Origin of the sequence: Nocardioides sp. R-C-SC26 (assembly GCF_021246465.1) — a bacterium.
Lineage (GTDB): Bacteria > Actinomycetota > Actinomycetes > Propionibacteriales > Nocardioidaceae > Nocardioides.
Window position 1 is genome coordinate 63385 of sequence record NZ_JAHRHK010000003.1, and the last position, 26591, is coordinate 89975.

Below are 26591 nucleotides of genomic sequence, written 5' to 3' on the forward strand. Positions count from 1 at the left end.
GTCGTCGCATCTCGCTACGCTCGTGAGCATGAAGGTGCTCATCACCGGCGGAGCCGGATACATCGGGTCGACCACCGCCAAGGCGCTCGAGTCGGCCGGGCACACGCCCGTGATCCTGGACTCCCTGCTGTCCGGCCCGCGGGCCTTCGTCCGCGACCGCATCTTCTACGAGGGCGACATCGCCGACCGTGCACTGATCGAGCGCATCGCGACCGAGCACCCCGACATCGACGCCACCATCCACATGGCGGCGCGGATCGTGGTGCCGGAGTCGATGGAGCTGCCCTACGAGTACTACCGCGACAACGTCGCGAAGTCACTCGAGCTCTTCGACCAGCTGACGACGCTCGGGCTCCACCGGGTGCTGTTCTCCTCCTCAGCGTCGCTGTACGCGGTCAAGGAGGGCTTCGAGGTCACCGAGGCCGATCCCCTCGCCCCCACCTCGCCCTACGCACGGACCAAGCGGATGATGGAGGAGGCCCTCCAGGACCTCTCCAGCGCCGGCGAGCTCCGCGCGATCATCCTGCGCTACTTCAACCCGATCGGGTCCGACCCGGACCTGGAGTCGGGCATCTACGTCAAGGAGCCGAGCCATGTGCTGGGACAGCTCGTGCTCGCCGCGCGCGGGCTCAAGCCGGCCTTCACCATCACCGGCACCGAGCACCCCACCCGCGACGGCACCGGCATCCGCGACTACATCCATGTCTGGGACCTCGCCCGCGCCCACGTGCGCGCCGTCGAGCGGTTCGACGACGTCCTGGCATCGGCCGGGGCGCCCTCCGCCGTCCTCAACATCGGCACGGGTTCCGGGGTGACGGTCCGCGAGCTCGTCGCGTCCTTCGAGCGCGTGTTCGGTCGCGCGGTGCCCCTGGCCGAGGCGCCGCCGCGACCCGGCGACGCCGTGGGAGCGTTCGCCAACGTCGACCGTGCCCGCGAGCTGCTCGACTGGCAGACCGAGCTCACCATCGACGACGCGATCGGCTCCGCCCTCGCCTGGGCCGACCGACGTCTCGAGATCCTCGGCTACGAGTAGCGCCGCGGGGCGGCAGAGCGAGCCCCCCGACGAGCTGGCGCGATCGCGTTCCTACGGCATCGAGGCGCTCGGCGTCGGCAGCCGGGGCCCCGGCGTCCTGTGAGCCCCGGTACTCCGCCCGGCGCCCGCCCGACAGGGGCCGGGCGATCGTCGCCATCCCGAGCAGCAGGCCGAAGTAGATCCAGACGTAGCGCAGGTTCTGCAGGTTCAGCGTCATCATCTGGCTGGTGATCGCCACGAGGCCGGCGATGAGCGCCCATCGCGAGCTGCGGGAGATCGAGTCGATGGAGAAGACGTACTTCACCACCCACGCGATGAGGAACACGAACAACACGAACCCGATCAGCCCGAAGCTCACCAGGAAGAACAGGAACGAGTTGTGGGTCACATAGCCCACACCGGTCGACTTCAGCGTGCGGATCGATTCACCTGAGAAGCGTTCGAACTGACCAGGACCGATGCCCCAGAGCGGCGACTCGGCCCACTTCTCCACGGCCAGACGCCACAGCGCGAAGCGCGGGTCCTCCTCCACCGAGCGGGTGTCGGTGGCCGAGAAGAGCCGGTCCAGGCCGAGGATCTGGACTCCCGAGTCCCGCTGTCCGAGCAGCCAGGCGCCGGCCAGGGTGAGCAGACCACCGAGGATCGTGATGGCGATGCGCAGACGCGCCGAGTTGATGACGACGACCGAGAAGACCACGAGCAGGCCCAGCGAGAGCAGACCACCGCGCGACCCGGTCATCACGACGCCGCCGACGATCAGCAAGGCTTGCGCCGGCAGGACCGGCGAGGGCCGCTCGAGAGCCAGGAAGATCACGATGGCCAGCGAGACCAGCAGGTAGCCCGCGTAGAGGTTGGCGTCACCGAAGTAGCCGTAGGAGCGGAATCCGTCGCTGGGCACGACCGTGATCGCACCCGTCACGCCCATGAGCGATCCGACCGAGAGCACCGTCGCGGTCCACGCCCACAGGCGCAGCGCCCGGACGGCGGCGTCCCAGCCCGACCGTCGGACGACGGCTGCGACGACCACCATGTAGACCAGGCAGATGGCCAGCTTGAAGAGATCGGCGACCGCGCGGGCCAGCAGGAAGTCGGGGCTGAAGACCGTCCAGAGCACCGTCGTCGCGGCGCCGGTCAGCCCGCTGAGGATCAGCAGCGGCAGGGCGATCGGAATCGGCTCGAACTCGCGCCGGTCGTACTTGTGGATGGCGTAGCCGATCGCCATGGCACCGATGAAGAACGGCATCAGGGCGTCCGAGCTGCCCACGGTGAGCGCGCCGCCGATCGGCGAGAGCATGTAGAACATGAAGGGACACGAGACGACGATCGTGTCCACGATGTTGCGGCAGAACGGCGCCGAGACGATCAGCGCAACGCCACCCGCGAGCATGCCGTCGGGCGAGACTCCGCCGCGGCTGAGCGCGATCGACCGCGCGACGAGCCAGGTGAGGATCAGCAGCACGCCGAGCACACAGCTGGCGACAGCCAGCATCCAGCGTCCGTCGGAGGCCGGCGCGTCGTCGTCCGGCGATGTGCGGGAGCGGGGTGGCAGCGCCAGAGCGGTCATCGGCTTCCCTCCTCGTTCGGTCCGGCGAGAACACCTTGCGCCCGGAGCGGCGCGACACAGAAATCGGTGGCGGCCACCAGTTCGCGTTCCTGCTGCTCGGCCGACACGGGGGTCATGAAGTCACCGTAGAGCTGTCCGAGCACCGCCTCCACCTCGCGCGGCACCGGAAGGCTCATCGAACCCACCCGATAGCGCTGCTCGCCGTCGAACCAGGCGGCGCGGAAGGTCTCCCGGGCACCGTAGGCGCCACACGAATTGACCAGATGGTCGCGGCTGCCCGAGGCCTGCAGGCGCCGGAAGACACCGCGCAACGCCGCGGCAGGCACCGGCGCCAGCAGCGTGCGGAGGGCCGTGGTGAGCATCCGCTTCCGCGCGCTGTAGTGCCGGCGCTCGGCCAGATCCGCCTGCTTGACGAAGTAGGCGCGGTCGAGCGCTCGCATCAACCGGGTGTAGACCCGCCGACTCCACGGCCGGCGCCACGCGGGGTCGAGCGGGAAGACATCGAGTCGGATCAGCACGTGATGGATCCGGCGGTAGGCCAGCCGCGGGAAGAGGTACTCGTAGCCGGGGGTGTTCTCCGGCGCGACCAGCTCGAAGTCGTCGCCGAGCACAGCGGGCAGCTCGGCCAGCAGCCGGCGGTAGTGCCGGTGCTCCACCCACACGTCGGCGTCGACGTCCCACGGGATCAGGTCGGCGTCGCGGACCGCTCCGATCGCGGTGCCGTACGCCAGGTGGTACGGGATCTGCAGGACGCCGAGCGCCCGGTCGAACTCCGCCATCAGGCCGCGTACCAGCGCCTGGAGCGCCGCGAGGCCCTCGCGGTCGATCTCGGGACCCGTGCTCATCGATCCGCCACCTGTCGTGCGGTGTAGCGCCACAGCCAGAGGGCTCCGAGCGTGTTCGTCACCGCGACGGTCGCGGCGACCGTCGTGGCGTCGCCCAGCGAGGCGGCGATCGCCGCTCCGGCAACCTGCAGTACCGCGAAGCCGAGCGAGAAGTAGCCGACGATGCGCGCGATCTCGGTGGACAGCGCCTGCGCGATCATGCCGATCAGCGAGCCGGCGCCCGTGGCGACCGCCGTGATGCAGGCGATCCGCAGCACGCCGACGGCGTCCTGGTAGTCGTCGCCGATGATCACCGGCAGGAGCGGAGCGCACAGCGCCGTCAGCACCCCGAAGATCGTGACGGGCGCCAGGCCCACGACCAGACCGCGACTGAGCTGACGGCGGGTGATCCCGTGCCGCGCGACCTGCGGGAACGCCGTCCCCGCCGTCGCGAGGGTGACCAGGTTCATGGGCGCCACGAGCCGGGCCGGGAACGCGTAGATGCCGGCGACCTGGGCGCTGACCGCGCCGGCGGCGGCGACGTCGAGGTCACGGAGCTGGACGCCGACGAGGCCCCACCAGTACCCCATCTCGAACGGGAAGCGCTCGGCGAGCTGCGGACGTCCGGGCATCAGCGCACGGGCCCAGGACTCCTGCCCGCGGAACCCGATCAGGTAGGCGAGCACCGCACCGAGCGCGAGGCCCGACGTCCACGACCACAACAGCTCCTCGCCGCTGGCGTCGAGGACCAGCGCGGCGCCCACGACGAGCACGACCGGGAGCCGGCGGGCCACGTAGGAGGGGAGCAGGTCCTGGGAGCGGCCATCGGCGACCGACACGCCGTTCCAGACCTGCGTGGTCTGCTCGGCGACCAGCCAGATCGCGGCCGGCAGGAGCGCGACGACGTACTCGTGGCCGGTGACCGCCCACGCGATCACGCAGAGGACGACCCAGGCGGCGGCGCTGCCCCAGCTGAAGTTGAGTCGGAGCCGGAAGAGGGGAGCCAGGCTGGCGTCGTGCGGGTCGCGGCTGCGCCGGAATTGGATCTGGCGCAGGAGCCCGAAGCCGTTCACCGCGACCACGATCTGCATCACCGTGTTCGCGCCGATGACGAAGGCGAACTGCGCCGGCGGCAACCCGCGCGCGAGCAGGACCAGGATGACGATCTGCAGCACGGCGGCGGTCAGGCGCGCCGTCAGCGACCAGAGCACCTGACGGCGGAAGGTGGCGCCGGAGAGATGGTCGGTCGCGGGCGGCGGGGTGTCGTCGGGGTCCGCTGGGGCCTCGGTGCCACCGACGTCGACCACGCCGTCGGGCCCCTCGACGGTCGACGTGTCGTCACGGTCGTGCTGGCCGATCTCCCAGGACCGGTCTCCGAGCCGGACCCGCAGGCCGCCCCGGATGTGCTCGGGCTGACGCATCGCGGCGTCGGGCGGGGTCAGGTAGTCGGGGCCGTACAGCTCGGTGAGCACCGCGACGGGGCTCTGCGGCGCCGGGTAGGCGCGGCCGCAGAACTCGATCTCCGAGCCCGGCCGGTACCAGTCCTCCTCGAAGGACATCCGGCGGCCGCGCGGCGTGGAGTAGTTGGTGGCCACGAACGGGCCGCGCATCCGGCAGCGGGCCGGCAACCGCACCCACCACGTCCGCAGCCCGATCCACCCTCGCCGGGGCAGGACGAGGGCGGCCAGGACGACCAGCACCTCCACCAGCTTGCGAGCCCGGGAGACCTGAGCCTCGGCGAGCACGTCGCGCACGGTCGTGTAGCGGGCCACGGCGCACAGGTCGAGCGCCCGCGCGCCACGCGACCACGCCTGGCGCAGCCGGTGCGAGCGCGGCCCGCGGTCCAGGACGAAGATGTCGAGAGGCACGTGACGGGTCTCGATCGGCTCTCGCGAGCGCGTCCGACCGACGTGGAGTCGCTCGCTGCCCGTGTGCAGGAGTCGCGGGATCACGGTGATGTGATCGCGGCGGGTCTCCTGCGAGGAGAAGATCACGTCGTCGGGCAGGCCGCCGCGGTCCGAGCCGCCGACGACCGATACGAGGCGCTCGTAGTCGTCGCGGAACATGATCGCGTCGACGTCGTCGTCCCAGGGGATCCATCCGCCCGAGCGTGCCGCGCCGAGCAGGGTCCCCGACGTGACGAAGTAGCCGACGTCGTGGCGACGGCACAGGTCGTCGAGCGTGCCGAGCAGGTACTCGCCCACGTGGTGCGTCGCATCCAGGTAGGTGGCGACCTGGAGGTCGTCGAACGTCGACTCGCTCATCTGGTTCACATCAATCGTGCGCTGGGATGGCACCGGCAGGTGACGGTGCGGCCGAACATGCCGTCGGCGCGGCCAGCGCGCCGACAGCGAACATCACTCCGCCGAACGTCCTCGCCGCGCACGTCGCGCGCCGGCGTCATCACGCGAGGAGGAGACCTGGTCACGGCTTCCGTAGCTGATGTAGGAGCCGTAGGCGGCGTAGCCGCCGTAGCCCCATCGCTCGCGGGAGAGCGGGATGTCGTTGAGCACCACACCGACCGGGACGGCGTTGACCTGGTTGAGGCGCTCCAGGGCGGTCCGCAGCTCAGGACGCTTGGACCGGGCGTGCCGGACGACGAGCAGGGTGGCGTCGACGCCGGCCGAGAGGATCGCCGCGTCGGTCACCGGGAGCAGCGGCGGGGTGTCGATGATGACGATGTCGTACTCGTTCTTGACCTCAGCCATCATCCGCTCCATCGCATGCGTCTGCAGCAGCTCGGCCGGGTTCGGCGGCACGACGCCCGAGGGCAGCAGGTGCAGGCCCGAGTCGGCGTGCTCGACGATCGCGTCGCGGAGGCTGACCTTGCCGAGCAGCACCGTCGTGACACCGATACTGCCGTCGATCCCGAACAGCTCGGCCACCTGCGGACGCCGCAGGTCGCCGTCGACCAGCAGGGTGCGCGCACCGTTGAGGGCCAGCGCGATGGCGAGGTTGGCCGCCGTGGAGGTCTTGCCCTCCTCCTTCATCGAGGAGGTCACCACGATCGACTTGTGCGAGGAGTCGACGTCGACGAACTGCACGTTGGTGCGGAGGACGCGGAAAGCCTCCACCCGTTGGGTGTGCAGATCGTCCTGGGACACCAGGCGACGCTTGGCGTTGGCACCCTCATGAGCGATCGACCCCAGCACGGGCAGGTCCGTGACGCTCTCGAGGTCCTCGGTCGAGGAGATGCTGGTGTCCAGGAGCTCACGCAGGAGCGCGATCGAGACTCCGACGATCAGGCCGAGCATCGCCGCCAGGACTCCGTAGAGGATCGGCTTGGGTGCCACCGGCTGGGCGTTGAAGGTGGCGGAGTCGATCACGGTCACCGTGGTCGGCGGGTTGCTGCCGTCGGCGGGGGTCTCGATGTCGGCCGCCACGGCGACCAGCTGCTCGGCGTAGGACTGCGCGAGTTCCTGCGCTACCGCGGGATCGCTCTCGCGCACCTTCAGCTCGATCACCGAGGTGTCCGGCACGACCGAGGCCTCGACCTTGCCGATGACGTCGGAGAGCGACTCGGTCATGCCGAGCTCGTCGCGCACGCGCTGCGCCACCAGACGGCTCTTCAAGACCTGCACGTAGGTGCCTGCGCGCTGGGCGGAGAGCAGACCGGCGGTGTAAGCCTCGCCGATCTCCGACTGAGCCGACGAGACGATCACGCGCGCACGTGACTCGTAGGTGTCCGAGGCGAACTGGACAGCCGTGGAGATCACGGCTGTGGACACCACCACACACAGCGCGATCAGGACGGCGTGCCGACGAAGCGCGCGCACGTAGCCGCGAAGATTCACAGTTCTCCCATCGATGATGCCAGGCGCCGACCCTCGGGCCCCGGCAACTGAGAGCAGCCTAAGCGCACACGTCCGGCGTGTCCGAGATACCCGCCGCTCAAGATGTTCCGCAGTCGGTTCGCGGCGCCGGTCAGATCGGCTCGTCGGGCCCCTACCTGAGCAGTCACGGCACGAGCTGGTTCCGACGGACGTCGACGACCTGGCCGGTGAGATCGGACACCATCACCTCCAGAGACCGGCGTGCGACGACGTCGGCCTCCAGCAGGGACTCCGGCGGTTCCTCGCCGAAGGCGGCGCTCCGCATGGGTGTCGCGGTGCGCTCGGGGTTCACACAGTTGATCCGTGCGCCGCGCTCGGCCCACTCGGCCGCGACGGCCTGGGTGAGGTTGACGACACCGGCCTTCGCCGAGGAGTAGAGCGCGTAGCCGGCTCGACCCCGGGTGTAGGAGGAGGAGGTGAAGAGCAGCATCGAGCCGCGCGAGGCGAGGAGCGCCTCCCCGAAGGCCTGGGCGATCCACACGGGTGCGAGGTAGTTGACCTCCGTGGCGTGGAAGACCGCCTCCTCGGAGAGCTCGTGCAGCTCGCCGCGCGGCAACACGCCCGCGGCGTTGACGACGAAGTCGATGCGACCCGTCGTCTCCAGAGCGACGTCGCGGGCCGCGGCGACCTCGGCACGGGACTCCACGTGCGTGCCGCTGCCCGAGCGGCTGAACCGGTGGACGTGCGCACCGAAGCCCTCGGCCTGTGCGGCGATCGCCTCGCCGATGCCGTAGGACGCGCCGAACACGGCCATCGTCCGGCCCTCCAGGGCGGCCCGCAGACCGGCGTCGTCGATCGGCGAGGTGTCGGTCGAGGCGAGCTGGAAGAGCTTGTCGGCGATGTGGATGTCGATCGGCTCGGTGACCTTCAGGTTGCGCTCCGCGCCGTTCACCACCGCGATCGGGACGTCCGGGAGGTAACGCAGCACGACCGTGCAGTCGTCGGTCGCGGTGAACTCCGGATCGCTCGCGGCGATCTCGTAGGCACGTCGGAGCACGCTGAGACGGAACGACTGGGGCGTCTGCCCACGCCGCAGATCCGCGCGGGGCGGTACCTCGGCGATGACGGGCGCCTCGCCGGCGACCCGGATCACCGTGTCGGCCGACGGGATCGCGGTGTCGACGGCGTCGTAGGTGCGCAACGCCTCGACGTTGGCCTCGATGATGGAGTGGGAGACCAACGGGCGGACGGCGTCGTGCAGGAGCACGTGGCAGTCCTCGCCGTCGGGCAGCGTCCCCGCGACGGCGTCCAGCGCGGCGCGGGTGGTGTCCGAGCGTGTTCCTGCGCCCTCGTGGATCGCCGACACCTTGCCGTAGGAGCCCGAGCGCACGATCGAGCGCACGGCGTCGAGGTGCCCGGGCGCCATCATCACGATGATCTCGTCGACGACCGGGGAGGCCTGGAACGTCGCGATGGTGTGCTCGATGATCGGCTTGCCGGCCACGGTGATCAGTTGCTTGGGGAGAGCGAGGCCGACCCGCGTCCCGGTGCCACCGGCGAGGATCACCGCGACCCGCTTCAACGGGGCCGCCGACTCCGACGACCCCAACGGCACTGCACTCACGCGATCTCCTCTTCGAGCAACGTCAACAGATAGGCGCCGTACCCGCTCTTGACGAGCGGCTCGGCCAGCGCAGCGAGCGCGTCGGCGTCCAGGTACCCCATCCGCCACGCCACCTCCTCGGGCGCGCCGATCTTCGCACCCTGCCGCGCCTCGATCGCACGCACGTAGTTGCTGGCGTCGTTGAGGTCGTCGAACGTGCCGGTGTCGAGCCAGGCTGCGCCACGGGGCAGCACCTCGACCTGGAGACGGCCCTCCTGGAGGTAGAGGCGGTTGAGGTCGGTGATCTCCAGCTCGCCCCGCGGCGAGGGACGCAGCGTCTTGGCCCGCTCGACGACGTCGGGGCCGTAGAAGTAGAGCCCCGGGACGGCGTAGCGGCTGCGGGGACGCGCGGGCTTCTCCTCCAGCGAGATCGCGCGCCCCTCACCGTCGAACTCCACGACGCCGTAGGCCGAGGGGTCCGCGACGGGATAGCCGAAGACGGCGGCGCCGTCCAGGTCCTCGAAGCGCCGTAGACGCGTGCCGAGCCCGCCTCCGTAGAAGATGTTGTCGCCGAGCACGAGTCCGGCGTGGTCACCGTCGAGGTGCTGCTCGCCGATCAGGAAGGCCTGGGCGAGGCCGTCCGGCGACGGTTGCACCGCGTAGGTGATCGAGATGCCCCACTGCGAGCCGTCGCCGAGCAGCCGGACGAACTGGTCGGCCTCGTGCGGCGTGGTGATCACCAGGATCTCCCGGATGCCGGCGAGCATCAACGTGGAGATCGGGTAGTAGATCATCGGCTTGTCATAGACCGGCATCAGCTGCTTGCTCACCGCGTACGTGATCGGGTGCAGCCTGCTGCCGGTGCCACCGGCCAAGATGATCCCGCGCATCATCACTCCCTCTCGCCGCCCCGGACCGGCGGATCGGCTGACGCCGCGACAGCCTGCCACACTCCTGCCATGCCCCGCGCACTCATCACCGGCATCACCGGCCAGGACGGCCTGTACCTCGCGGAGTTCCTGCTGGGTCAGGGTTACGACGTGCACGGGCTCCTGCGCGGGCAGAACAACCCCAAGCGCGACCTGGTCGAGGAGCTGCTTCCCGAGGTCACCCTCCACAACGGCGACCTGACCGACATGTCGAGCCTGATCCGCGCGCTCCGCGAGTGCGACCCGGCCGAGGTCTACAACCTCGGCGCCGTCTCCTTCGTGGCGTATTCGTGGGAGAACGCGGCGCTGACCACCGACGTCACAGGCAAGGGCGTGCTGAACATGCTCGAGGCGGTGCGGCTGCACGCAGGGGACGACCCGAGTTCGGTCCGCTTCTACCAGGCCTCGAGCTCGGAGATGTTCGGCAAGGTGCAGGAGGTGCCCCAGCGCGAGACGACGCTGCTGTGGCCCCGCTCGCCGTACGGCGTGGCGAAGGTGTTCGGCCACTACATGACGATCAACTACCGCGAGTCCTACGGCATGCACGCCAGCTCGGGCATCCTGTTCAACCACGAGTCGCCACGACGCGGGCAGGAGTTCGTGACCCGCAAGATCAGCCAGGCGGTGGCTCGGATCCACCTCGGCCTGCAGGACCACGTCACCTTGGGCAACCTCGACGCCGAGCGCGACTGGGGTTTCGCCGGCGACTACGTCGAGGCGATGTGGCTGATGCTCCAGCAGGACGTCGCCGACGACTACGTGGTGGCGACCGGGGAGACCCACTCGGTGCGCGAGTTCGTGCAGGCGGCCTTCGCCCACGTCGGCATCGACGGCTGGGAGCGCCACGTGCGCTACGACGAGCGCTTCATGCGGCCCGCCGAGGTCGACCAGCTGGTCGGGGACGCCTCCAAGGCACACCGACAGCTGGGCTGGAAGCCCAAGGTCGGCTTCGCCGAGCTCGTGGCGATGATGGTCGACACCGACATCGACGCGTTCCGCACCGGCTGGTAGGTGCTCGTGATCATGCCTGCACAGCGCGCACTGATCACCGGCGTCGGCGGCCAGGACGGCACCTACCTCGCGGAGGCGCTGCTCGCCGACGGCGTCGAGGTGCACGCCATCGACACCGCGCCGACGCCGATCCCCCACCTGCCCGACGACGTCACGGTGCACGCGCTGGACCTGCGCGACGTCGACGCCGTCCGCACCTTGGTGCTGGAGCTCGCGCCGGCACAGCTCTACAACCTCGCCGCGATCAGCTCGGTCGCCCGCTCGTGGGATCAGCCCGACCTCACCTCCGCCGTCAACGGCACGGCGGCTGTGGCGCTGATGGAGTCCGCCTGGCGCTGCCAGGAGAAGCACGGCGACCCGGTGTCGTTCGTCCAGGCCTCGAGCGCGGAGATCTTCGGCGTCACCACCACGACGCCCCAGAGCGAGTCGACCGCACTCGCCCCGGTCAACCCGTACGGCGCCGCCAAGGCCTATGGCCATCTGATGGCGCGCGTCTACCGCGGGCGAGGCCTCGCGACCTCCAGCCTGATCCTGTACAACCACGAGTCGCCGCGCCGTCCGACCGGTTTCGTGACCCGCAAGATCACCTCGACGGTCGCCGCCATCCGACAGGGCCGCGCCGAGTCACTCGTGCTCGGCAATCTCGATGCCCGACGTGACTGGGGGTGGGCACCCGACTACGTGGAGGCGATGCGGGCCGCGGCACGCACCGAGACGCCGGGCGACTTCGTCGTCGCGACCGGCGTCTCCCACTCGGTCGCCGACTTCGTGGCGGCGGCGTTCCGGCACGCGGGGATCGACGACTGGGCAGCGTTCGTGCGCACCGATCCGGAGTTCGTGCGACCCGCGGACGCCCACGAGCTCGTCGGCGACGCGACCCTCGCCCGGGACGTGCTCGGCTGGCGTCCGACGGTCGGCTTCGACGACCTGGTGCGCCGGATGGTCGAGCACGATCTCGCGCAGTAGCGGCACTACCCTCGGGCCTATGCGACGCATCCTCGTGACAGGTGGCGCCGGCTTCATCGGCTCGAACTTCGTCCACCACGCCCTCGGCGCCTCCGACGCCGCGGTGACCGTGCTCGACAAGCTCACCTATGCCGCGTCGCGAGAGTCGCTCGACGGTGGTGGCGATCGGGTCGAGCTCGTCGTCGGTGACGTCGCCGACCAGCCGCTGGTCGAGAAGCTCGTGGCCGAGCACGACGCGGTCGTGCACTTCGCCGCGGAGAGCCACAACGACAACTCCCTGTCCGAGCCCGGGCCGTTCATCCAGACCAACCTGGTGGGCACGTTCTGCGTCCTGGAGGCCTGCCGCAAGCACGACGTCCGGCTCCATCACATCTCCACCGACGAGGTCTACGGCGACCTCGAGCTCGACGACCCGGCGCGCTTCACCGAGACCACCGCCTACAACCCGAGCAGCCCCTACAGCGCCGCGAAGGCCGGTTCGGACCACCTCGTGCGGGCCTGGGTGCGCAGCTTCGGCGTCCGGGCCACGATCAGCAACTGCTCGAACAACTACGGCCCCTGGCAGCACATCGAGAAGTTCATCCCGCGCCAGATCACCAACGTCCTGGACGGCGACCGCCCGAAGGTCTACGGCTCGGGGGCCAACGTGCGCGACTGGATCCACGTCGCCGACCACAGCAGCGCCGTCTGGGAGATCCTCCAGCGCGGACGCATCGGCGAGACCTACCTGATCGGGGCGGACGGCGAGCGCGACAACCTGGACGTCGTCCGGCAGATCCTGACGGCACTGGGGCGCGCGAGCGACGACTACGACCTCGTCACCGATCGCGCCGGACACGATCTCCGCTACGCGATCGACGCCACCAAGCTGCAGACCGAGTTGGGCTGGCAGCCCGCCTACCGCGACTTCGCACGCGGCCTCGCGCAGACGATCGACTGGTACCGCGCCCACGAGTCGTGGTGGCGCCCCCACAAGGCCGCCGTCGAGGCCGGCTACGCCGCCAAGGGCCAGGCGTGAGCAGCGACCTGCGCATCGATACCACGCCGATCCCCGGGCTGCTCGTCGTCCACCTGCCGCTGCACGAGGACGCGCGAGGCTGGTTCAAGGAGAGCTGGCAGCGGCAGAAGATGGTCGCGCTGGGTCTGCCCGACTTCGGGCCCGTGCAGAACAACGTCTCCTTCAACCACGCCCGCGGCGCGACACGCGGCATCCATGCCGAGCCCTGGGACAAGTTCGTCTCCCTGGCCACCGGGCGCGCCTTCGGCGCCTGGGTGGACCTGCGCGAGGGCTCGAGCTTCGGGGCGACCTTCACGATCGAGCTCGAGCCGGGTGTCGCCGTGTTCGTGCCGCGTGGCGTCGGCAACAGCTACCAGACGCTCACCGACGACGTCGCCTACAGCTACCTGGTCAACGACCACTGGCGCCCCGGAGTGAGCTATCCCGCACTGGCGCTGGACGACCCGACCGCGGCGATCCGATGGCCGATCCCGCTGCCCGAGTGCGAGATCTCGGAGAAGGACCGGAAGAACCCGAGGCTGGACGCCGTGACCCCGATGCCGCCGCGCCGCCCGGTGGTCACCGGATGCCGGGGACAGCTCGGCCGCGCGCTCATGACGGCGTTCCCCGATGCGGTCGGCATCGACCGACCGGGCACCGGTGCCCCCGTCGAGCTCGACCTGACCGACGTCGCCGCGGTGCGGACCTGGCCCTGGCACGACCACGACGTGGTGCTGAACGCCGCCGCCTACACCGCCGTCGACGCCGCTGAGGGCGAGGGTCGTGCGGAGGCGTGGGCAGCCAACGCCGTCGCGCCCGCGACCCTCGCCGAGATCGCCAGCCACCACGGGATCACGCTCGTCCACTACTCCACCGAGTACGTCTTCGACGGCATCGTGCCCGAGCATCGCGAGGACGAGCCCGTCGCACCGCTCGGCGTCTACGGCCAGAGCAAGGCTGCGGGCGAGGTCGCCGTCGGCACGACCCCGCGTCACTACCTGCTGCGCACGAGCTGGCTGATCGGCGACGGTGGGAACTTCGTGCGGACCATGGCCCGCCTGGCCACGGACGGCGTGTCTCCCAGCGTGGTCGACGACCAGGTCGGTCGCCTGACCTTCACCGACGAGCTGGTGCGCGCCACCCGGCACCTGCTCGACGCCTCGGCGCCGTTCGGCACCTATCACGTCAGCAACGGCGGCCCGGCGACCTCGTGGGCGCAGATCGCCGCCGAGGTGTTCCGGCTGCGGGGACGGCAGGCGGACGACGTCACGGCCGTGACCACCGCGGACTACTTCGCCGGCAAGACGATGGCGCCACGTCCGTCTCACAGCGCGTTCGACCTGGCCAAGCTCCGTGCCACCGGCTTCGATCCCGAGGACGCCTTCACGGCCTTGCGTCGCTACCTCGCGGGCTGAACGACGCGGGAGTCAGCGACGGCGCAGGCCCGCCAGCGCCGGTCGGACGTCGGCGAGATAGACGAGCGCGGCGATCAGGAACGCGATGTTGAGGATCGACAACCCCAGCGGCACGAACTGCAGCACGACCGCGATGCCGAGGATGATGCACCAGGTCGGCTTGGTGAGCTTGCCCGCCGCCAGGTACGACTCGGCCGAGTAGAGCAGCGAGTTCACGAAGGCGAAGATCGTGGTCGCCAGAATGACGAAGAAGACGATGAGCATCATCGTGCTCTGAACCTCGAAGACCTCGGCCACGACGTCACCGTATCCGGCCCGGCGACCCGCGTCGTCACGAGCAGCGGACACAATGTGGCCATGTCAGAGGCCGAGCGGTTCCGGGTGCTGCATGTCACGCTCGCCTACGGCGGCGGGCTCCGCACCGCGCTGCAGCGCTACATCGCGGCCACACCGCATCTGGAGCACCACCTGCTCATCGCCGGCGTGGAGGAGGAGTTCCCGCCCGCGGACGTCGCCTCGGTGCGCCTGGTCGGCGAGCGCGGCCGACGTCGCGCGATCGTCGAGCGCGTCGCAGAGCTCGCGCCCGACGTCGTGCACGTGCACTCCAGCTGGGCGGGGTTCTTCGCGCGTCGTGGCCCGCTTTCCGCGCCGGTGCTCTACCAGCCGCACGGCTTCGCCTTCGAGCCGGGCGCCCGCAGCGGGCCCGCGCGCGCGGCGTTCCGCGCCGTCGAGCGGTGGGCGGCGCGCCACACCGACGCCTTCGCCGTCCTCACTCCCCACGAGGGGCGGCTGGCGCACGGCCTCGACGCCTCTGCCTCCGTCGTGCCGATCGAGAACCTCACCGACCTCGACGTCGGCCTCCACGGTGGCTGGTCCCCGCCCGCCCGCCCACGCATCACGATGGTCGGCCGCGTCACCGGCCAGAAGGACCCCGAGTTCTTCGCCCGCACCATCGAGGCGGCTCGTGCCGCCGGCTGGGACGCCGAGTGGACGTGGGTCGGGGCGGGGGACGACGAGCCGACCGCGCGCCTGCGCGACCTCGGCGTCGACGTCACCGGGTGGCTCGATCCCGCCGGCGTCGCGGAGGTGCTGCGGGCGACGACGGTCTACTTCCACACCGCGTGCTACGAAGGCTTCGCGATGAGCATCCTGGACGCCGCCGCGGTGGGCACTCCGGTGGTCGCCCGCGACATCGCCTGCCTCAGCGACACCGACCTGTCCAAGGTGAGGACGCCGGAGGCGGCCGCCCACGTCCTGCGCGGACTCATCGAGAACGCCGACGCCCTGACGGCCGAGGCGGGCCGATCCGCGACGTTCCACGCCGCGCGTCGCCCCGAACAGCTGACCCAGCAGCTCGACACGGCCTACGCCCTCACCGTCGCCCGGGCGCGCTGACCCCGGCGATCGCCCTCCCACCTGGGGAAGACGACGAACGGCTCCCACGACCGAAGCCGTGGGAGCCGTTCGAGAGCGGTCTGATCAGGCCTGAGCGGCCGGGGCCTTCTTGGCCGGGGCCTTCTTCGCGGCAGCCTTCTTGGCCGGCGCCTTCTTCGCAGCCGCCTTCTTGGCGGGGGCCTTCTTGGCGGCGGGCTTGGTGGGGTTGACCTTCACCTCGACCGAGGCGGTCGAGGGCAGCTTGGCGCCCTTGACGACGGCCTCGCCGCGCTTGGCGAGCTCACCGTAGGTCGCGGTCACGATCGCGACGTTGTCGTCGACGCTCTTCTGCACCTTGGCCGGGATCGCCTTGGCGTCGGCCTGCAGCTCGATGACCCGGGCCTCGACCCGCGCGCGGCGCGTCTTGGCGGAGTCGACGGCGACGGCGCGCAGCGTCTTGGCGTCGATCGCGGTGACGGTCTTCTGCACGTCGGAGACGCGCGCCTGAGCGTCCTTCTGATAGCCGGTCAGCTTCTGCTGCACGTCGTCGACGTACTCCTTGACGGCGGCGACGACGAGGTCGCCGGCGCCGACACCGGCGTAGAGCGGCTTCTGGGCGGCCGCGGGGATCTCGATGGACTTGAAGTCGAACTTGGCCTTGGCCATGTCAGCTCTCCTGAGTGTGGTGAGGGATGGATGGTTCCTCGTCGCCCGCCGTCTCGCTCTCGACCGGGCCGACGACGGCGGGAGCCTCCGCGGCCGCGTTCATGGCGAGGAACGATGAGTAGACATCGAGGAGGGACTGCTTCTGCCGCTCGGTGAGCGCGGGATCGTTGAGCACGGCGATCTCCACCGAGCCCCCGACACCGTCGCCCGGGCTGAGAATTCCTGCGCGAACGTAGAGCTGCTCCGCAGAGATCCGCAGCGCCCGGGCGAGCTGCTGCAGCACCTCGGCCGAGGGCTTGCGCAGACCGCGTTCGATCTGGCTGAGGTACGGGTTCGACACGCCTGCCTGCTGGGCGAGCTGCCGCAGGGAGAGGCGCGACTCCGTGCGCTGCTCCTTGAGGTAGTCACCGAGCGACTCGACGGTCTGCCCGACCATTCCCTTGGCCATGACTCCATGGTGCTAGCAATAGTTAGCACTTTGCAAACTCAGCAAGCGTGGCATCCGTCACTCGCCGGCGACGGCCGTCCTACCCTGGGCCCCATGTACCGCCTGCGCAACGGCGTCCAGAACTACTCGTGGGGGTCCCCGGAGGCGATCCCGCGGTTCTTCGGCGAGCGCGCCGACGGCACCCCCGTCGCCGAGGTCTGGATCGGCACCCACCCCCTCCAGCCGTCGACGGCCATCGACTCCGACGGCGACGTCAAGCAGCTCTCCGACGTCGCCGGCGACCTCCCCTTCATGCTCAAGGTCCTCGCCGCCGACCAGCCCCTCTCGCTTCAGGTCCACCCCAGCAAGTCGCAGGCCGAGGACGGGTTCTCGATGGAGGAGAGTGCGGGGATCCCGCTGGACTCTCCTGACCGCGTCTTCAAGGACGCCAACCACAAGCCCGAGATGGTCTACGCGCTCACCACCTTCGACACCCTCATCGGCTTCCGCCCGACGGTGGAGATCCTGCGCGTGCTGGCGCCGCTGGAGACCCCGTTGACCAAGCGGCTGGTCGAGGACCTGCGGGCAGACCCCGGTTTCGCGGGCATCGTGCGCCGACTGGAGTGGCTGCTCACCGAGGAGGTGACGGCCGCCCAGGTCGGCGAGGTCGTCGGCGCCTGCCGGGCCCTGGGCCGGCTGGGCCTGGACATCAAACGCGCCTACTCCACGGCCGTCGAGATCGCCGAGTACCACCCCGACGACGTCGGCGTGGTGATCTCGCTGATGCTCAACCGGATGACGCTGCAGCCGGGCGAGGCCGCCTACCTGGGCGCGGGGATCATCCACGCGCACCTCCGCGGCCTGTGCCTGGAGGTGATGGCCTCCTCCGACAACGTGCTGCGCGCCGGTCTCACCGCCAAGCACGTCGACCCCGCCGGTCTGGTGGCCTGCCTGGGGCACACCGGCATGGCGCGGATCGCGCGCGTCAACCCGGAGTTCGCCCTGGCCGACACCGAGGTCTTCAGCCCCGCCGACGTCGAGTTCGCGCTCGCCGTCACCCAGGTGTCGCACGCCGACCCCGAAGGCGTCTCGCTGGTCAACGCCAAGCGATCACTGCTCATCTGCACGGGCGGGGAGGTCGAGGTCCGCAGCGACGCCGGCGAGACCGCGCGGCTGGCCCGGGGCGAGTCGATCTACCTGGGCCCCGACGACCGCGACTGCGTGGTGGTCGGCCTGGGCGAGGTCGCGCAGGCCTTCGAGCCGGCCAGACGCGCCGTGCACTCCCGGTTGATCGACGTCGTCTGAGGCGGCTCGTCGGCTCACCTGGTCCTGAGACGGCCACCGTCGGTGGTCTCGAAACTCCGCCCGTCGCCCGGCATGCGGCCTCCCCTGGCAGGATGACCGCCGTGTCGAGCCCCTCTCCGCAGCCCGCCCCACAGCACTGCCCGAGCCCACGCGAGCTCGACGACCTCGAACTCCTGCTCTCCGGAGCCCTCGCTCCACTGCGCGGCTTCGACGAGCCCGGCAGCGTCGTCACCTTGAGTCTGCCCCCAGCGCTCGCCGACGTCGCCGAGATCGAGCTGGTCGACCCCGAGGGCCTGCCGCTCGCCACCGCGACGCGCGCCGAAGACGGCTCCCGGGCGCTGACGCCCCTCTCACGCGCGGCCTACGGTCCCTTCCGTCGCCTCTACCTGACGCCGGACCAGGTGCGCGCCGAGCACGCCGGGCGCACGGTCGTCCCCGTGACGGGGCCGATCACCGACACCCAGCTCGACCTGCTCGTCGGCATGGGACCGATCGTGCTGCTGGCGCTGGTCGGCGCGGGCACCTCGGACCTGTCCTCGGTCGCGACCCTGCGTGCCACCCTGCGGGTGGCCGAGCACCTGGACGCCGTCGTGGTCGCGGTGCCGCTCGCTGCGCACGGCGACGCCGAAGCCGACCACGCACTCGGCGTGCAGGTGGTGTCGAACTACGCCGGGGAGGATCCCGTCCTGGGTCTCCCCGACGCCGGGGAGCCCCTGGCCCACCTCTTCGACATCATCGAGGCCGACCTGCCGGCACCTGCCGAGCAGGGCCTGGTGCTCTTCTTCACCGGTCTCTCCGGCAGCGGGAAGTCCACCCTCGCGCGCGCCCTCATGGATCGCCTGCTGGAGCAGGGCGTGCGATCCCTGACGAGCCTCGACGGCGATGTGGTGCGCCGCAACCTGTCGGCGGGTCTGACCTTCTCCAAGGAGGACCGCGAGACCAACATCCGCCGCATCGGCTGGGTGGCCGCCGAGATCTCCCGGCACGGGGGCGTCGCGGTGTGCAGCCCGATCGCGCCGTTCGACGAGACTCGCCAGCAGGTACGACAGATGGTGGACGACGCCGGCGGCGCCTTCTTCCTGGTGCACGTCGCGACCCCGCTCGAGGAGTGCGAACGGCGTGATCGCAAGGGCCTCTACGCCAAGGCACGGCGCGGCGAGATCCCCGAGTTCACCGGCATCTCCTCGCCGTACGAGGAGCCGCAGGACGCCGACGTCCGGGTCGACACCACCGGTCGCACCATCGACGACGCACTCGACGACGTCGTCGATGCTCTCGCCGAGGCGGGGTACCTCGACCTGCGTACCGACGGGGTCTCGAGGGACTCGGCGGCACTCGCTGCTCGGACACCGTCGCACTCGCGGGTCGAGGACGCCGAGGAACGGGGCCGTCTCGAGACCCCCGCCTCCGACGCGAAGCCGTTCCACGTGCTCTTCGTCTGCACCGCCAACATCTGTCGCAGCCCGTACATGGAGCTGACGGCTCGCGCGAGCGCCGAGCCCGAGCGTCATGTGGTCTTCGCCAGCGCCGGAACCCACGGCATGCGCGCCCACCCGATGGACGAGCCCATGGCATCGCTCCTGCGCGAGCGCGCCATCGACACCGGCGAGTTCCGGAGCCAGCCGGTCACGCCCACCCTGCTCGCGTGGGCCGATCTCGTGCTGACGGCCGAGTCGAGCCACCGGTCGCTGATCCTCGAGGAGCACCCGGAGGCCTTCCGCAAGGTGTTCACGCTCGGGCAGTTCGTCGAGGGCGTCGAGGCGAACGAGGAGCTCGACCGCGACACCCTCCTGCAGCGGATCGTCGAGCGTCGCGCGCCGGCGAACCTCGACACCGATGTCGCCGACCCGTACGGGCGCGGCGACGAAGCGGCCCGCCGCGCCGCTGCCACGATCGACTACCTGCTCCGGATCGCCGTCCCCGCCCTGACCCGGCGCTGATCCGACCATCCGTTGACCTCACCTGGGAGACTCCGCGCGTGCCTGATCTGTTGAGCCACGACTTCTACTCGATTCTCGCCGCGGGTTTCCTGGTCGGCATCGTGGTCGGCCTGACGGGTATGGGCGGCGGTGCGCTGATGACACCGGCGCTGCTGTTCCTGGGGGCGGGAGAGGGCGAGGCCGCCACCGTCGTCGCTGCGGACCTGACGGCAGCGGCGATCTACAAGACGGGCGGCGCCGCCGTGCACGCGCGCGAGGGCTCGCCCAACTGGACGCTGGCGAAGTGGCTGATCATCGGCTCGGTCCCGATGGCCCTCCTCGGGCCTTACGTCGTCAAGGCGCTGACCGACGACCCCGAGCAGCTCGACTTCGTGCTCAAGATGTCGATCGGCTTCGCCTTGCTGCTCGCAGCCGGGACCTATGCCGCTCGCCTCTACATCAACCTGCGCCGCGTGCGGGCGGGCGGTTCACCGGGCGAGGAGAACCCGCGGATCCGGCCGGTCGCCACGCTGCTGGTCGGGGCCCTCGGCGGCATCCTGGTCGGCGTGACCAGCGTCGGCTCCGGCTCGGTCATCATGGTCGCGCTGCTGATGCTCTACCCCGGCCTCTCCGCGGTGAAGCTGGTCGGCACCGACCTCGTGCAGGCCGTCCCGCTGGTCATGGCCGCGGCCATCTCCAACGTCGCGATCCACGGCCTCGACTGGGAACTGCTGGTGCCGCTGGTGATCGGCAGCGTGCCCGGCACCATCCTCGGCAGCCGCCTCGCGCCGCGTGTGCCGCAGTCGTTCATCCGGCGCGGCATCGTCGTCGTCCTCACGATGTCGGGCGTCGCACTGCTCGACAAGGCCGGCTGGGCGCCCCTCGGCCGCGACGAGACGCATCCGATCCTGATCGCGGGCGTGGGTGTCGCCATGGTGGTGCTGGTGCCGCTGGTGTGGGGCTTCCTGCGACGAGGGCAGGGGCTCCCGATGTTCGGCGCTCCCACGGTCGCCGAGCTCGAGGGCACCACGGAGCGGCATCGTCGGCGGTAGGCGCATCTCGACGAGCTCGATGACCGACCCGGTGGTCGAGCCTGTCGAGACCCCCACCCGCCGCGAACCCCGTCAGTCGCGGCCGTAGATGTCGCGGGTGTAGACCTTCTGTGCGACGTCGTCGAGCTCGGGTGCGCGGCGATTGGCGATGATCACGTCGGCCCGTGCCTTGAACTCCGCCAGGTCGGCGATCACCTCGGAGTGGAAGAACGTCTCGTCGTCGAGCGTCGGCTCGTAGACCACGACCTCGACCCCCTTGGCCTTGATCCGCTTCATCACGCCTTGGATCGAGGACATCCGGAAGTTGTCGGAGCCCTCCTTCATGACCAGCCGGTAGACGCCGACGGTCGCGGGCTCGCGACGCAGGATGTCGGCGGCGATGAAGTCCTTGCGTGTGGTGTTGGCATCGACGATCGCGCTGATCAGGTTCTGCGGCACGTCGCTGTAGTTCGCCTGCAACTGCTTGGTGTCCTTGGGCAGGCAGTAGCCGCCGTAGCCGAAGCTCGGGTTGTTGTAGTGATCGCCGATCCTCGGGTCGAGTCCGACGCCGGCGATGATCTGCGCCGCGTCGAGGCCGCGCGAGACGGCGTAGGTGTCGAGCTCGTTGAAGTAGGCGACCCGCAGCGCCAGGTAGGTGTTGGCGAAGAGCTTGATCGCCTCGGCCTCGGTGGAGCCCACCAGCAGCACCGGGACATCGTCGTCGAGGGAGCCCTCGACGAGGAGGTCGGCGAACCGTCGTCCCCGTTCGCCGCGCTCCCCCACCACGATGCGCGACGGGTGCAGGTTGTCGAAGAGAGCCCGCCCCTCCCGCAGGAACTCGGGGCTGAACACGAGTGCGAGCCCCGGATGCGCCTCCCGCATCCTGCGCGTGAACCCGACGGGCACGGTGGACTTGATGACGACCGTGGACGAGGGCTCGAGGTCGGCCACGGACGCGATCACCGCCTCGACGCTGGAGGTGTCGAACGCGTTGGTGTCCATGTCGTAGTTCGTCGGCGTGGCGACCACCACGAACTCGGCGTCGACGATGGCCGCCGCGGCGTCCGTCGTCGCCGTGAGCCCCAGGTCGCCGCGACCCAGGTACTCCTCCAGCTCGGGGTCCGCGACAGGAGACTCACCACGCGCGACCGCCGCGACGCGCTCGACGTCCAGGTCGACTGCCCAGACGTCGTGGTGGCGAGCCAGCACGACGGCGTTCGAGAGTCCGACATAGCCCAGGCCGACGACGGCGATCTTCACCCACGTGACCCTACGAGGTCGGTGGAACGTTGGGCAGACGTCGGGTGGCCGTGGGACGACGATCGGGCCACGCCCTACTCCCACACGGCCGAGATCGGCAGGCTCCACATCTGCGGGCCGTACCGATGCCCCCGCGAGGCGGTGTTGAGCACGACACCCCCGATCATCCGGCTACCCGCCCGTCGGGAGAGCGCGTGCAGGGCGTCGAACTGATGCGGACGGAGGGCGGCGGCCGTGCGCACCTCGATGCTGAAGACGCGCTCGTCGGGCAGCTCGACCACGAGATCGACCGCGAGGCCGTTGCGCTCCCGCAGGTAGCCCACCCGGTGGCCGACGACGCTCGTGGCCTGCTGGCGGACCAGCTCGGTCGCGACGAGGCTGCGCAGATGCGGTGCCAGCCATCGCCGCGCACCGAGATCGGACCGCGAGGCGAACCGGCGTGCGCCGAGGTGGCGCCCCAGCGCGGCGTCGGCGACCAGCGCTCGCGGTCGACGGATGGCGCGCTTGGCCACAGCAGCGCGGCAGCCGGGCAGCAGCACCACCACACCGAGTTCGACCAAGGCGTCGACGTACGGCGCGAGCGTCGTCACCGGGACCCCGGACGCGGCCGCGATGCGGGCCTTGTTGAGTTCCGCGCCGGGAGGATCGGCCAGCGCCGTGAGGACGGCGCGGAGCCGGGCCGGGTCGAGCCGCCGCAGCTCGCGTGCGCGTCGCACGATCGACTCGACCTCGGCGCCGACGCCGTCGCGGTAGAGCAGTCCGACGTAGTCAGACAGGTCCCAGCCCGTCTGAACCTCCGCCGGGACGAGCGCTCGTGACCCCAGGCGCGCGACGAGATCGGTGACCACCCCTCCAGGCTAATCGTCAATCTCGCCGATTTGTCTAGAACGGGATCGTCAGTGCGTCCCGCCGCGATCGGTCATGGCACGATGAGCGGCGCCCAAGCACCGGTCGGTGCCGGGCAGTTCGCCTGTAGTGCTCTCTCGCAGTGACAACGAAAGGACGGGTCGCCCGCGCATGACGCAGACGCACAGCGACTACCGACTGAGCCAGCTCGACCAACTCGAAGCCGAGTCGATCCACATCTTCCGTGAGGTCGCCGCCGAGTTCGAGAAGCCGGTGCTCATGTTCTCCGGTGGCAAGGACTCCATCGTGATGCTCCGCCTCGCGGAGAAGGCCTTCTTCCCGGCGAAGATCCCCTTCCCGGTGTTGCAGGTCGACACGGGCCTCGACTTCGACGAGGTCCTCACGACGCGTGACAACTGGGTCAACCGCCTCGGCGTGAAGCTCGTCGTGGCGAGCATCGACGACGCGATCGCCAACGGCGTCGTGGTCGACGACGGCAAGACGAGCCGCAACCGCCTGCAGATCGGCACGCTGCTCAACGCGATCGAGGAGAACGGCTTCACCGCCGCCTTCGGTGGTGGACGCCGCGACGAGGAGAAGGCGCGCGCCAAGGAGCGCGTCTACTCCCACCGCGACGAGTTCGGGCAGTGGGACCCCAAGAACCAGCGCCCCGAGCTGTGGAGCCTCTACAACGGCCGCCTGCACGAGGGCGAGCACATGCGGATCTTCCCGATCAGCAACTGGACCGAGCTCGACGTGTGGGACTACATCGGTCGCGAGGGCATCGAGATCCCCGACATCTACTTCAGCCACCAGCGCCGGGTCTTCGTGCGCGACGGCATGTTGATGAGCGAGACGCCCCTCAACCCGCTGCGCGAGGGCGAGGTCGTCGAGGAGCGCACGGTGCGCTTCCGCACCTGCGGCGACATCACCCTGACCGGCTGCGTCGAGAGCACGGCCAGCACCATCCCCGAGATCATCGATGAGATCTCCGTGGCCCGGCTCACCGAGCGTGGCGCCACTCGCGGTGACGACCGGTTCTCCGAGGCCGCCATGGAGGACCGCAAGAAGGAAGGCTACTTCTGATGAGCACCGAGACCGGCCAGATGGACCTCCTCCGCTTCGCCACCGCCGGATCGGTGGACGACGGCAAGTCGACCCTGATCGGGCGCCTCCTCTACGACAGCAAGTCGATCTTCGCAGACCAGCTGGAGGCCGTGGAGAAGACGTCGGAGGCGAAGGGTCACAGCTATGTCGACCTCTCGCTGCTGACCGACGGGCTGCGCTCCGAGCGCGAGCAGGGCATCACCATCGATGTGGCGTACCGCTACTTCGCGACGCCGAGCCGCAAGTTCATCATCGCCGACACCCCGGGCCACGTGCAGTACACGCGGAACATGGTGACCGGCGCCTCGACGGCCGACCTCGGCCTCGTGCTGGTGGACGCCCGTCACGGGCTGACCGAGCAGAGCCGGCGCCACGCCGTCCTGCTGAGTCTGCTGCGGGTGCCGCACCTGGTGCTGTGCGTCAACAAGATGGACCTCGTCGACTACTCGCAGGAGACCTACGAGAAGATCCACGCCGAGTTCACGCAGTTCGCGACGAAGCTCAACATCCCCGACCTCGAGGTCATCCCGATCTCGGCGCTGCAGGGTGACAACGTGGTGGACCGCTCCACCAACATGGACTGGTATTCGGGCCCGACGCTCATGCACCACCTGGAGCACGTGCACGTGGCCTCGGATCGCGACCTCGTCGACGTCCGCTTCCCCGTGCAGTACGTGGTGCGCCCGCAGAGCGACGAGCACCACGACTACCGCGGCTACGCGGGCCAGGTGGCCGGCGGCGTCCTCAAGCCCGGGGACGAGGTCGTCGTGCTGCCGAGCGGCATGACCAGCAAGATCGCCGGCATCGACCTCTTCGGCACCGAGGTGCCGCAGGCGTTCCCGCCGATGAGCGTCACGGTCCGCCTGGAGGACGACGTCGACGTCTCGCGGGGCGACATGATCGCCCGCGTGAACAACGCCCCGACGCCCAGCCAGGACATCGACGCGATGGTGTGCTGGATGACGACGACGCCGCTCAAGCCGCGTCAGAAGCTCGCCATCAAGCACACCACCCGCACCGGGCGTGCCCTGGTGAAGGACATCCAGTACCGCCTGGACGTCAACACCCTGCACCGCGACCAGGACACCAAGGAGCTCGGCGTCAACGAGATCGGCCGCGTGCAGCTGCGCACGACCGTCCCCCTGCTCTGCGACCCCTACGCGAAGAACCGCACGACCGGCTCGTTCATCCTGATCGACGAGGCGACCGGCGTGACCGTCGGCGCGGGCATGATCAACGGCTGAGCACGGACCACCGACCACGAAGGGCCCCCCCCCCCCCCGGGGGGGGGCTCCGGGGGGCGTGGGGGNCCACCGACCACGAAGGCCCCCTCCCGATCGGGAGGGGGCCTTCGTCGTTCTGCCGATGTCACCGTCGAGCGCTGAGTCAGACAGGTCAGACAGCGATGCTGACCTCGGCGATGCTGCCCACGCTGGCCCTCACCGCGCGGTCGACCGGGTCGGCCTTCGGCGCCAGAGTGCGCAGGGTCCAGTCGCCCTCGCCGGCGAAGAACCGGAAGTGGCCGGACGCGGACGTCGGGACCTCGGCGGTGAACTCGCCGGTGCGGTCGAGCAGGCGCACGTAGGCGTTGCCGACGGGCTCGCCGTCACGCAGCACCTGGCCCTGGATGATCGCCTCCTTGGCGACGTTGACGCCGTCGAGCGAGAGGCCGCCCTCGGTTGCCCCACACATCAGGCGTCACCGGGCTCGTCGCCGAGCGCGATCGGGACGCCGACGAGGGAGCCGTACTCGGTCCACGAGCCGTCGTAGTTCTTCACGCTCTGGTGGCCCAGGAGCTCCTTGAGCACGAACCAGGTCAGCGAGGAGCGCTCACCGATGCGGCACAGGGCGATGGTGTCCTTGGAGTCGTCGATGCCGGCCTCGGCGTAGAGCGCCTTGAGGTCGTCGTCGGACTTGAAGGTGCCGTCGTCGTTGCAGTTCTTGCTCCACGGCACGTTCAGCGAGGTCGGGACGTGGCCGGCGCGCTGGGACTGCTCCTGCGGCAGGTGGGCCGGGGCGAGCAGGCGACCGGCGTACTCGTCGGGGCTCCGCACGTCGATCAGGTTCGACACGCCGATCGCCGCGACAGCGTCGTCACGGAAGGCACGGATCGAACGGTCCTGCTCGGTGGCGGTGTACGACGTCGCCGCGCGCTCGGGCAGCTCGTCGGTCAGCTCGCGAGAGTCCAGCTCCCACTTCTTGCGGCCGCCGTCCATGAGCTTGACGTCGGCGTGGCCGTAGAGGGTGAAGTACCAGTAGGCGTAGGCCGCGAACCAGTTGTTGTTCCCGCCGTAGAGCACGACGGTGTCGTCGTTGGAGACGCCCTTGGCACTCAGGAGCGCCTCGAACTGCTCCTTGCTCACGAAGTCGCGGCGGACCTGGTCCTGGAGGTCGGTGGTCCAGTCGAGCTTGATGGCGCCCTTGATGTGGCCCTTGTCGTAGGCCGTGGTGTCCTCGTCCACCTCGACCAGGACGATGCCGGGGGTGTCGAGGTTCTCCTCGACCCACTGGGTCGAGACGAGTGCGTTCTCGCGGGACATG

General features: G+C 70.0%; 24 protein-coding genes. 11 read left to right on the top strand and 13 right to left on the bottom strand.

Annotation, left to right across the window (positions count from 1 at the left end; all coding sequences use genetic code 11):
• Positions 1–28: 28 nt before the first annotated feature.
• On the top strand, positions 29–1033 hold the full coding sequence (galE, locus tag KSO97_RS03695) for a UDP-glucose 4-epimerase GalE (RefSeq protein ID WP_232676572.1): 1005 nt from the start codon (positions 29–31) through the stop codon (positions 1031–1033).
• Here the strand turns inward: galE and KSO97_RS03700 are convergent.
• The 6 genes from KSO97_RS03700 to rfbA form a co-directional block, all read right to left on the bottom strand.
• A complete protein-coding gene (locus KSO97_RS03700) occupies positions 960–2597 on the bottom strand; it encodes an O-antigen ligase (RefSeq protein ID WP_232676573.1) in 1638 nt (545 codons plus the stop codon). The genes galE and KSO97_RS03700 overlap by 74 nt on opposite strands.
• Complete coding sequence (locus KSO97_RS03705; protein ID WP_232676574.1) at positions 2594–3442, bottom strand: phosphorylcholine transferase LicD; 849 nt, start codon at positions 3440–3442, stop codon at positions 2594–2596. The genes KSO97_RS03700 and KSO97_RS03705 overlap by 4 nt, the downstream gene beginning before the upstream one ends.
• A complete protein-coding gene (locus tag KSO97_RS03710) occupies positions 3439–5685 on the bottom strand; it encodes a LicD family protein (RefSeq protein ID WP_232676575.1) in 2247 nt (748 codons plus the stop codon). Before KSO97_RS03710 ends, KSO97_RS03705 begins: the two co-directional genes overlap by 4 nt.
• Before the next feature lie 93 nt (positions 5686–5778).
• Positions 5779–7215: a polysaccharide biosynthesis tyrosine autokinase gene (locus tag KSO97_RS03715; protein WP_232676576.1), complete on the bottom strand. Its 1437-nt coding sequence runs from the start codon at positions 7213–7215 to the stop codon at positions 5779–5781.
• A gap of 163 nt (positions 7216–7378) precedes the next feature.
• Positions 7379–8818, bottom strand: coding sequence for a bifunctional cytidylyltransferase/SDR family oxidoreductase (locus KSO97_RS03720; protein ID WP_232676577.1), 1440 nt, complete (start codon positions 8816–8818; stop codon positions 7379–7381).
• Positions 8815–9687: a glucose-1-phosphate thymidylyltransferase RfbA gene (gene rfbA / locus KSO97_RS03725; RefSeq protein ID WP_232676578.1), complete on the bottom strand. Its 873-nt coding sequence runs from the start codon at positions 9685–9687 to the stop codon at positions 8815–8817. The genes KSO97_RS03720 and rfbA overlap by 4 nt, the downstream gene beginning before the upstream one ends.
• Before the next feature lie 69 nt (positions 9688–9756).
• Between rfbA and gmd the strand changes: the two genes are divergently transcribed.
• Genes gmd through KSO97_RS03745 form a run of 4 tightly spaced genes read left to right on the top strand, consistent with a single transcriptional unit; the run spans position 9757 to position 14115 of the window.
• Entirely contained in the window at positions 9757–10737 is a 981-nt protein-coding gene (gene gmd / locus KSO97_RS03730; protein WP_232676579.1) for a GDP-mannose 4,6-dehydratase, read from the top strand.
• Positions 10738–10749: 12 nt separating this feature from the next.
• Complete coding sequence (locus KSO97_RS03735) at positions 10750–11703, top strand: GDP-mannose 4,6-dehydratase (protein WP_232676580.1); 954 nt, start codon at positions 10750–10752, stop codon at positions 11701–11703.
• Between the two features lie 19 nt (positions 11704–11722).
• The gene (gene rfbB / locus KSO97_RS03740; RefSeq protein ID WP_232676582.1) at positions 11723–12721 is read left to right on the top strand and encodes a dTDP-glucose 4,6-dehydratase; all 999 of its coding nucleotides are present in this window, start codon (positions 11723–11725) and stop codon (positions 12719–12721) included.
• Positions 12718–14115 (top strand): bifunctional dTDP-4-dehydrorhamnose 3,5-epimerase family protein/NAD(P)-dependent oxidoreductase, encoded by a 1398-nt coding sequence (locus KSO97_RS03745; RefSeq protein ID WP_232676583.1) that lies wholly within the window; start codon positions 12718–12720, stop codon positions 14113–14115. The genes rfbB and KSO97_RS03745 overlap by 4 nt, the downstream gene beginning before the upstream one ends.
• Positions 14116–14127: 12 nt before the next feature.
• Here KSO97_RS03745 and KSO97_RS03750 read toward each other — a convergent pair whose 3' ends face one another.
• Positions 14128–14412, bottom strand: a complete 285-nt coding sequence (locus tag KSO97_RS03750) for a DUF2516 family protein (RefSeq protein ID WP_232676584.1) — start codon at positions 14410–14412, stop codon at positions 14128–14130.
• Between KSO97_RS03750 and KSO97_RS03755 the strand changes: the two genes are divergently transcribed.
• Positions 14389–15510 carry a glycosyltransferase gene (locus KSO97_RS03755; RefSeq protein ID WP_232676824.1) on the top strand — a complete coding sequence of 374 codons (1122 nt, stop codon included), beginning with the start codon at positions 14389–14391 and terminating at the stop codon, positions 15508–15510. The genes KSO97_RS03750 and KSO97_RS03755 overlap by 24 nt on opposite strands.
• An 84-nt stretch (positions 15511–15594) precedes the next feature.
• Here the strand turns inward: KSO97_RS03755 and KSO97_RS03760 are convergent, their stop codons facing one another.
• Both KSO97_RS03760 and KSO97_RS03765 read right to left on the bottom strand, forming a co-directional pair.
• The gene (locus KSO97_RS03760; RefSeq protein ID WP_232676585.1) at positions 15595–16155 is read right to left on the bottom strand and encodes a hypothetical protein; all 561 of its coding nucleotides are present in this window, start codon (positions 16153–16155) and stop codon (positions 15595–15597) included.
• A 1-nt stretch (position 16156) separates the two neighbouring features.
• Positions 16157–16603, bottom strand: a complete 447-nt coding sequence (locus KSO97_RS03765; protein WP_232676586.1) for a helix-turn-helix domain-containing protein — start codon at positions 16601–16603, stop codon at positions 16157–16159.
• 93 nt (positions 16604–16696) lie between these two features.
• Between KSO97_RS03765 and manA the strand changes: the two genes are divergently transcribed.
• The 3 genes from manA (at position 16697) to KSO97_RS03780 (ending at position 20858) form a co-directional block, all read left to right on the top strand.
• A complete protein-coding gene (gene manA / locus KSO97_RS03770; RefSeq protein WP_232676587.1) occupies positions 16697–17887 on the top strand; it encodes a mannose-6-phosphate isomerase, class I in 1191 nt (396 codons plus the stop codon).
• A gap of 101 nt (positions 17888–17988) precedes the next feature.
• Positions 17989–19827, top strand: coding sequence for an adenylyl-sulfate kinase (cysC, locus tag KSO97_RS03775; protein ID WP_232676588.1), 1839 nt, complete (start codon positions 17989–17991; stop codon positions 19825–19827).
• 38 nt (positions 19828–19865) lie between these two features.
• Complete coding sequence (locus tag KSO97_RS03780) at positions 19866–20858, top strand: sulfite exporter TauE/SafE family protein (RefSeq protein ID WP_232676589.1); 993 nt, start codon at positions 19866–19868, stop codon at positions 20856–20858.
• Positions 20859–20930: 72 nt separating this feature from the next.
• On the opposite strand, the gene KSO97_RS03785 is transcribed toward KSO97_RS03780, so the two are convergent.
• The gene (locus KSO97_RS03785; RefSeq protein WP_232676590.1) at positions 20931–22097 is read right to left on the bottom strand and encodes a nucleotide sugar dehydrogenase; all 1167 of its coding nucleotides are present in this window, start codon (positions 22095–22097) and stop codon (positions 20931–20933) included.
• A 74-nt stretch (positions 22098–22171) separates the two neighbouring features.
• Complete coding sequence (locus KSO97_RS03790; RefSeq protein WP_232676592.1) at positions 22172–22945, bottom strand: DUF4143 domain-containing protein; 774 nt, start codon at positions 22943–22945, stop codon at positions 22172–22174.
• A 169-nt stretch (positions 22946–23114) separates the two neighbouring features.
• Here KSO97_RS03790 and cysD point away from each other — a divergent pair, with 169 nt between their 5' ends.
• The gene (cysD, locus tag KSO97_RS03795) at positions 23115–24029 is read left to right on the top strand and encodes a sulfate adenylyltransferase subunit CysD (RefSeq protein WP_232676593.1); all 915 of its coding nucleotides are present in this window, start codon (positions 23115–23117) and stop codon (positions 24027–24029) included.
• Positions 24029–25294, top strand: coding sequence for a sulfate adenylyltransferase subunit 1 (locus tag KSO97_RS03800; RefSeq protein ID WP_232676594.1), 1266 nt, complete (start codon positions 24029–24031; stop codon positions 25292–25294). The genes cysD and KSO97_RS03800 overlap by 1 nt, the downstream gene beginning before the upstream one ends.
• Positions 25295–25445: 151 nt before the next feature.
• Here the strand turns inward: KSO97_RS03800 and KSO97_RS03805 are convergent, their stop codons facing one another.
• A complete protein-coding gene (locus KSO97_RS03805) occupies positions 25446–25742 on the bottom strand; it encodes a DUF1416 domain-containing protein (RefSeq protein ID WP_232676595.1) in 297 nt (98 codons plus the stop codon).
• On the bottom strand, positions 25742–26590 hold the full coding sequence (locus KSO97_RS03810) for a sulfurtransferase (protein ID WP_232676596.1): 849 nt from the start codon (positions 26588–26590) through the stop codon (positions 25742–25744). Before KSO97_RS03810 ends, KSO97_RS03805 begins: the two co-directional genes overlap by 1 nt.
• Position 26591: the final 1 nt, after the last annotated feature.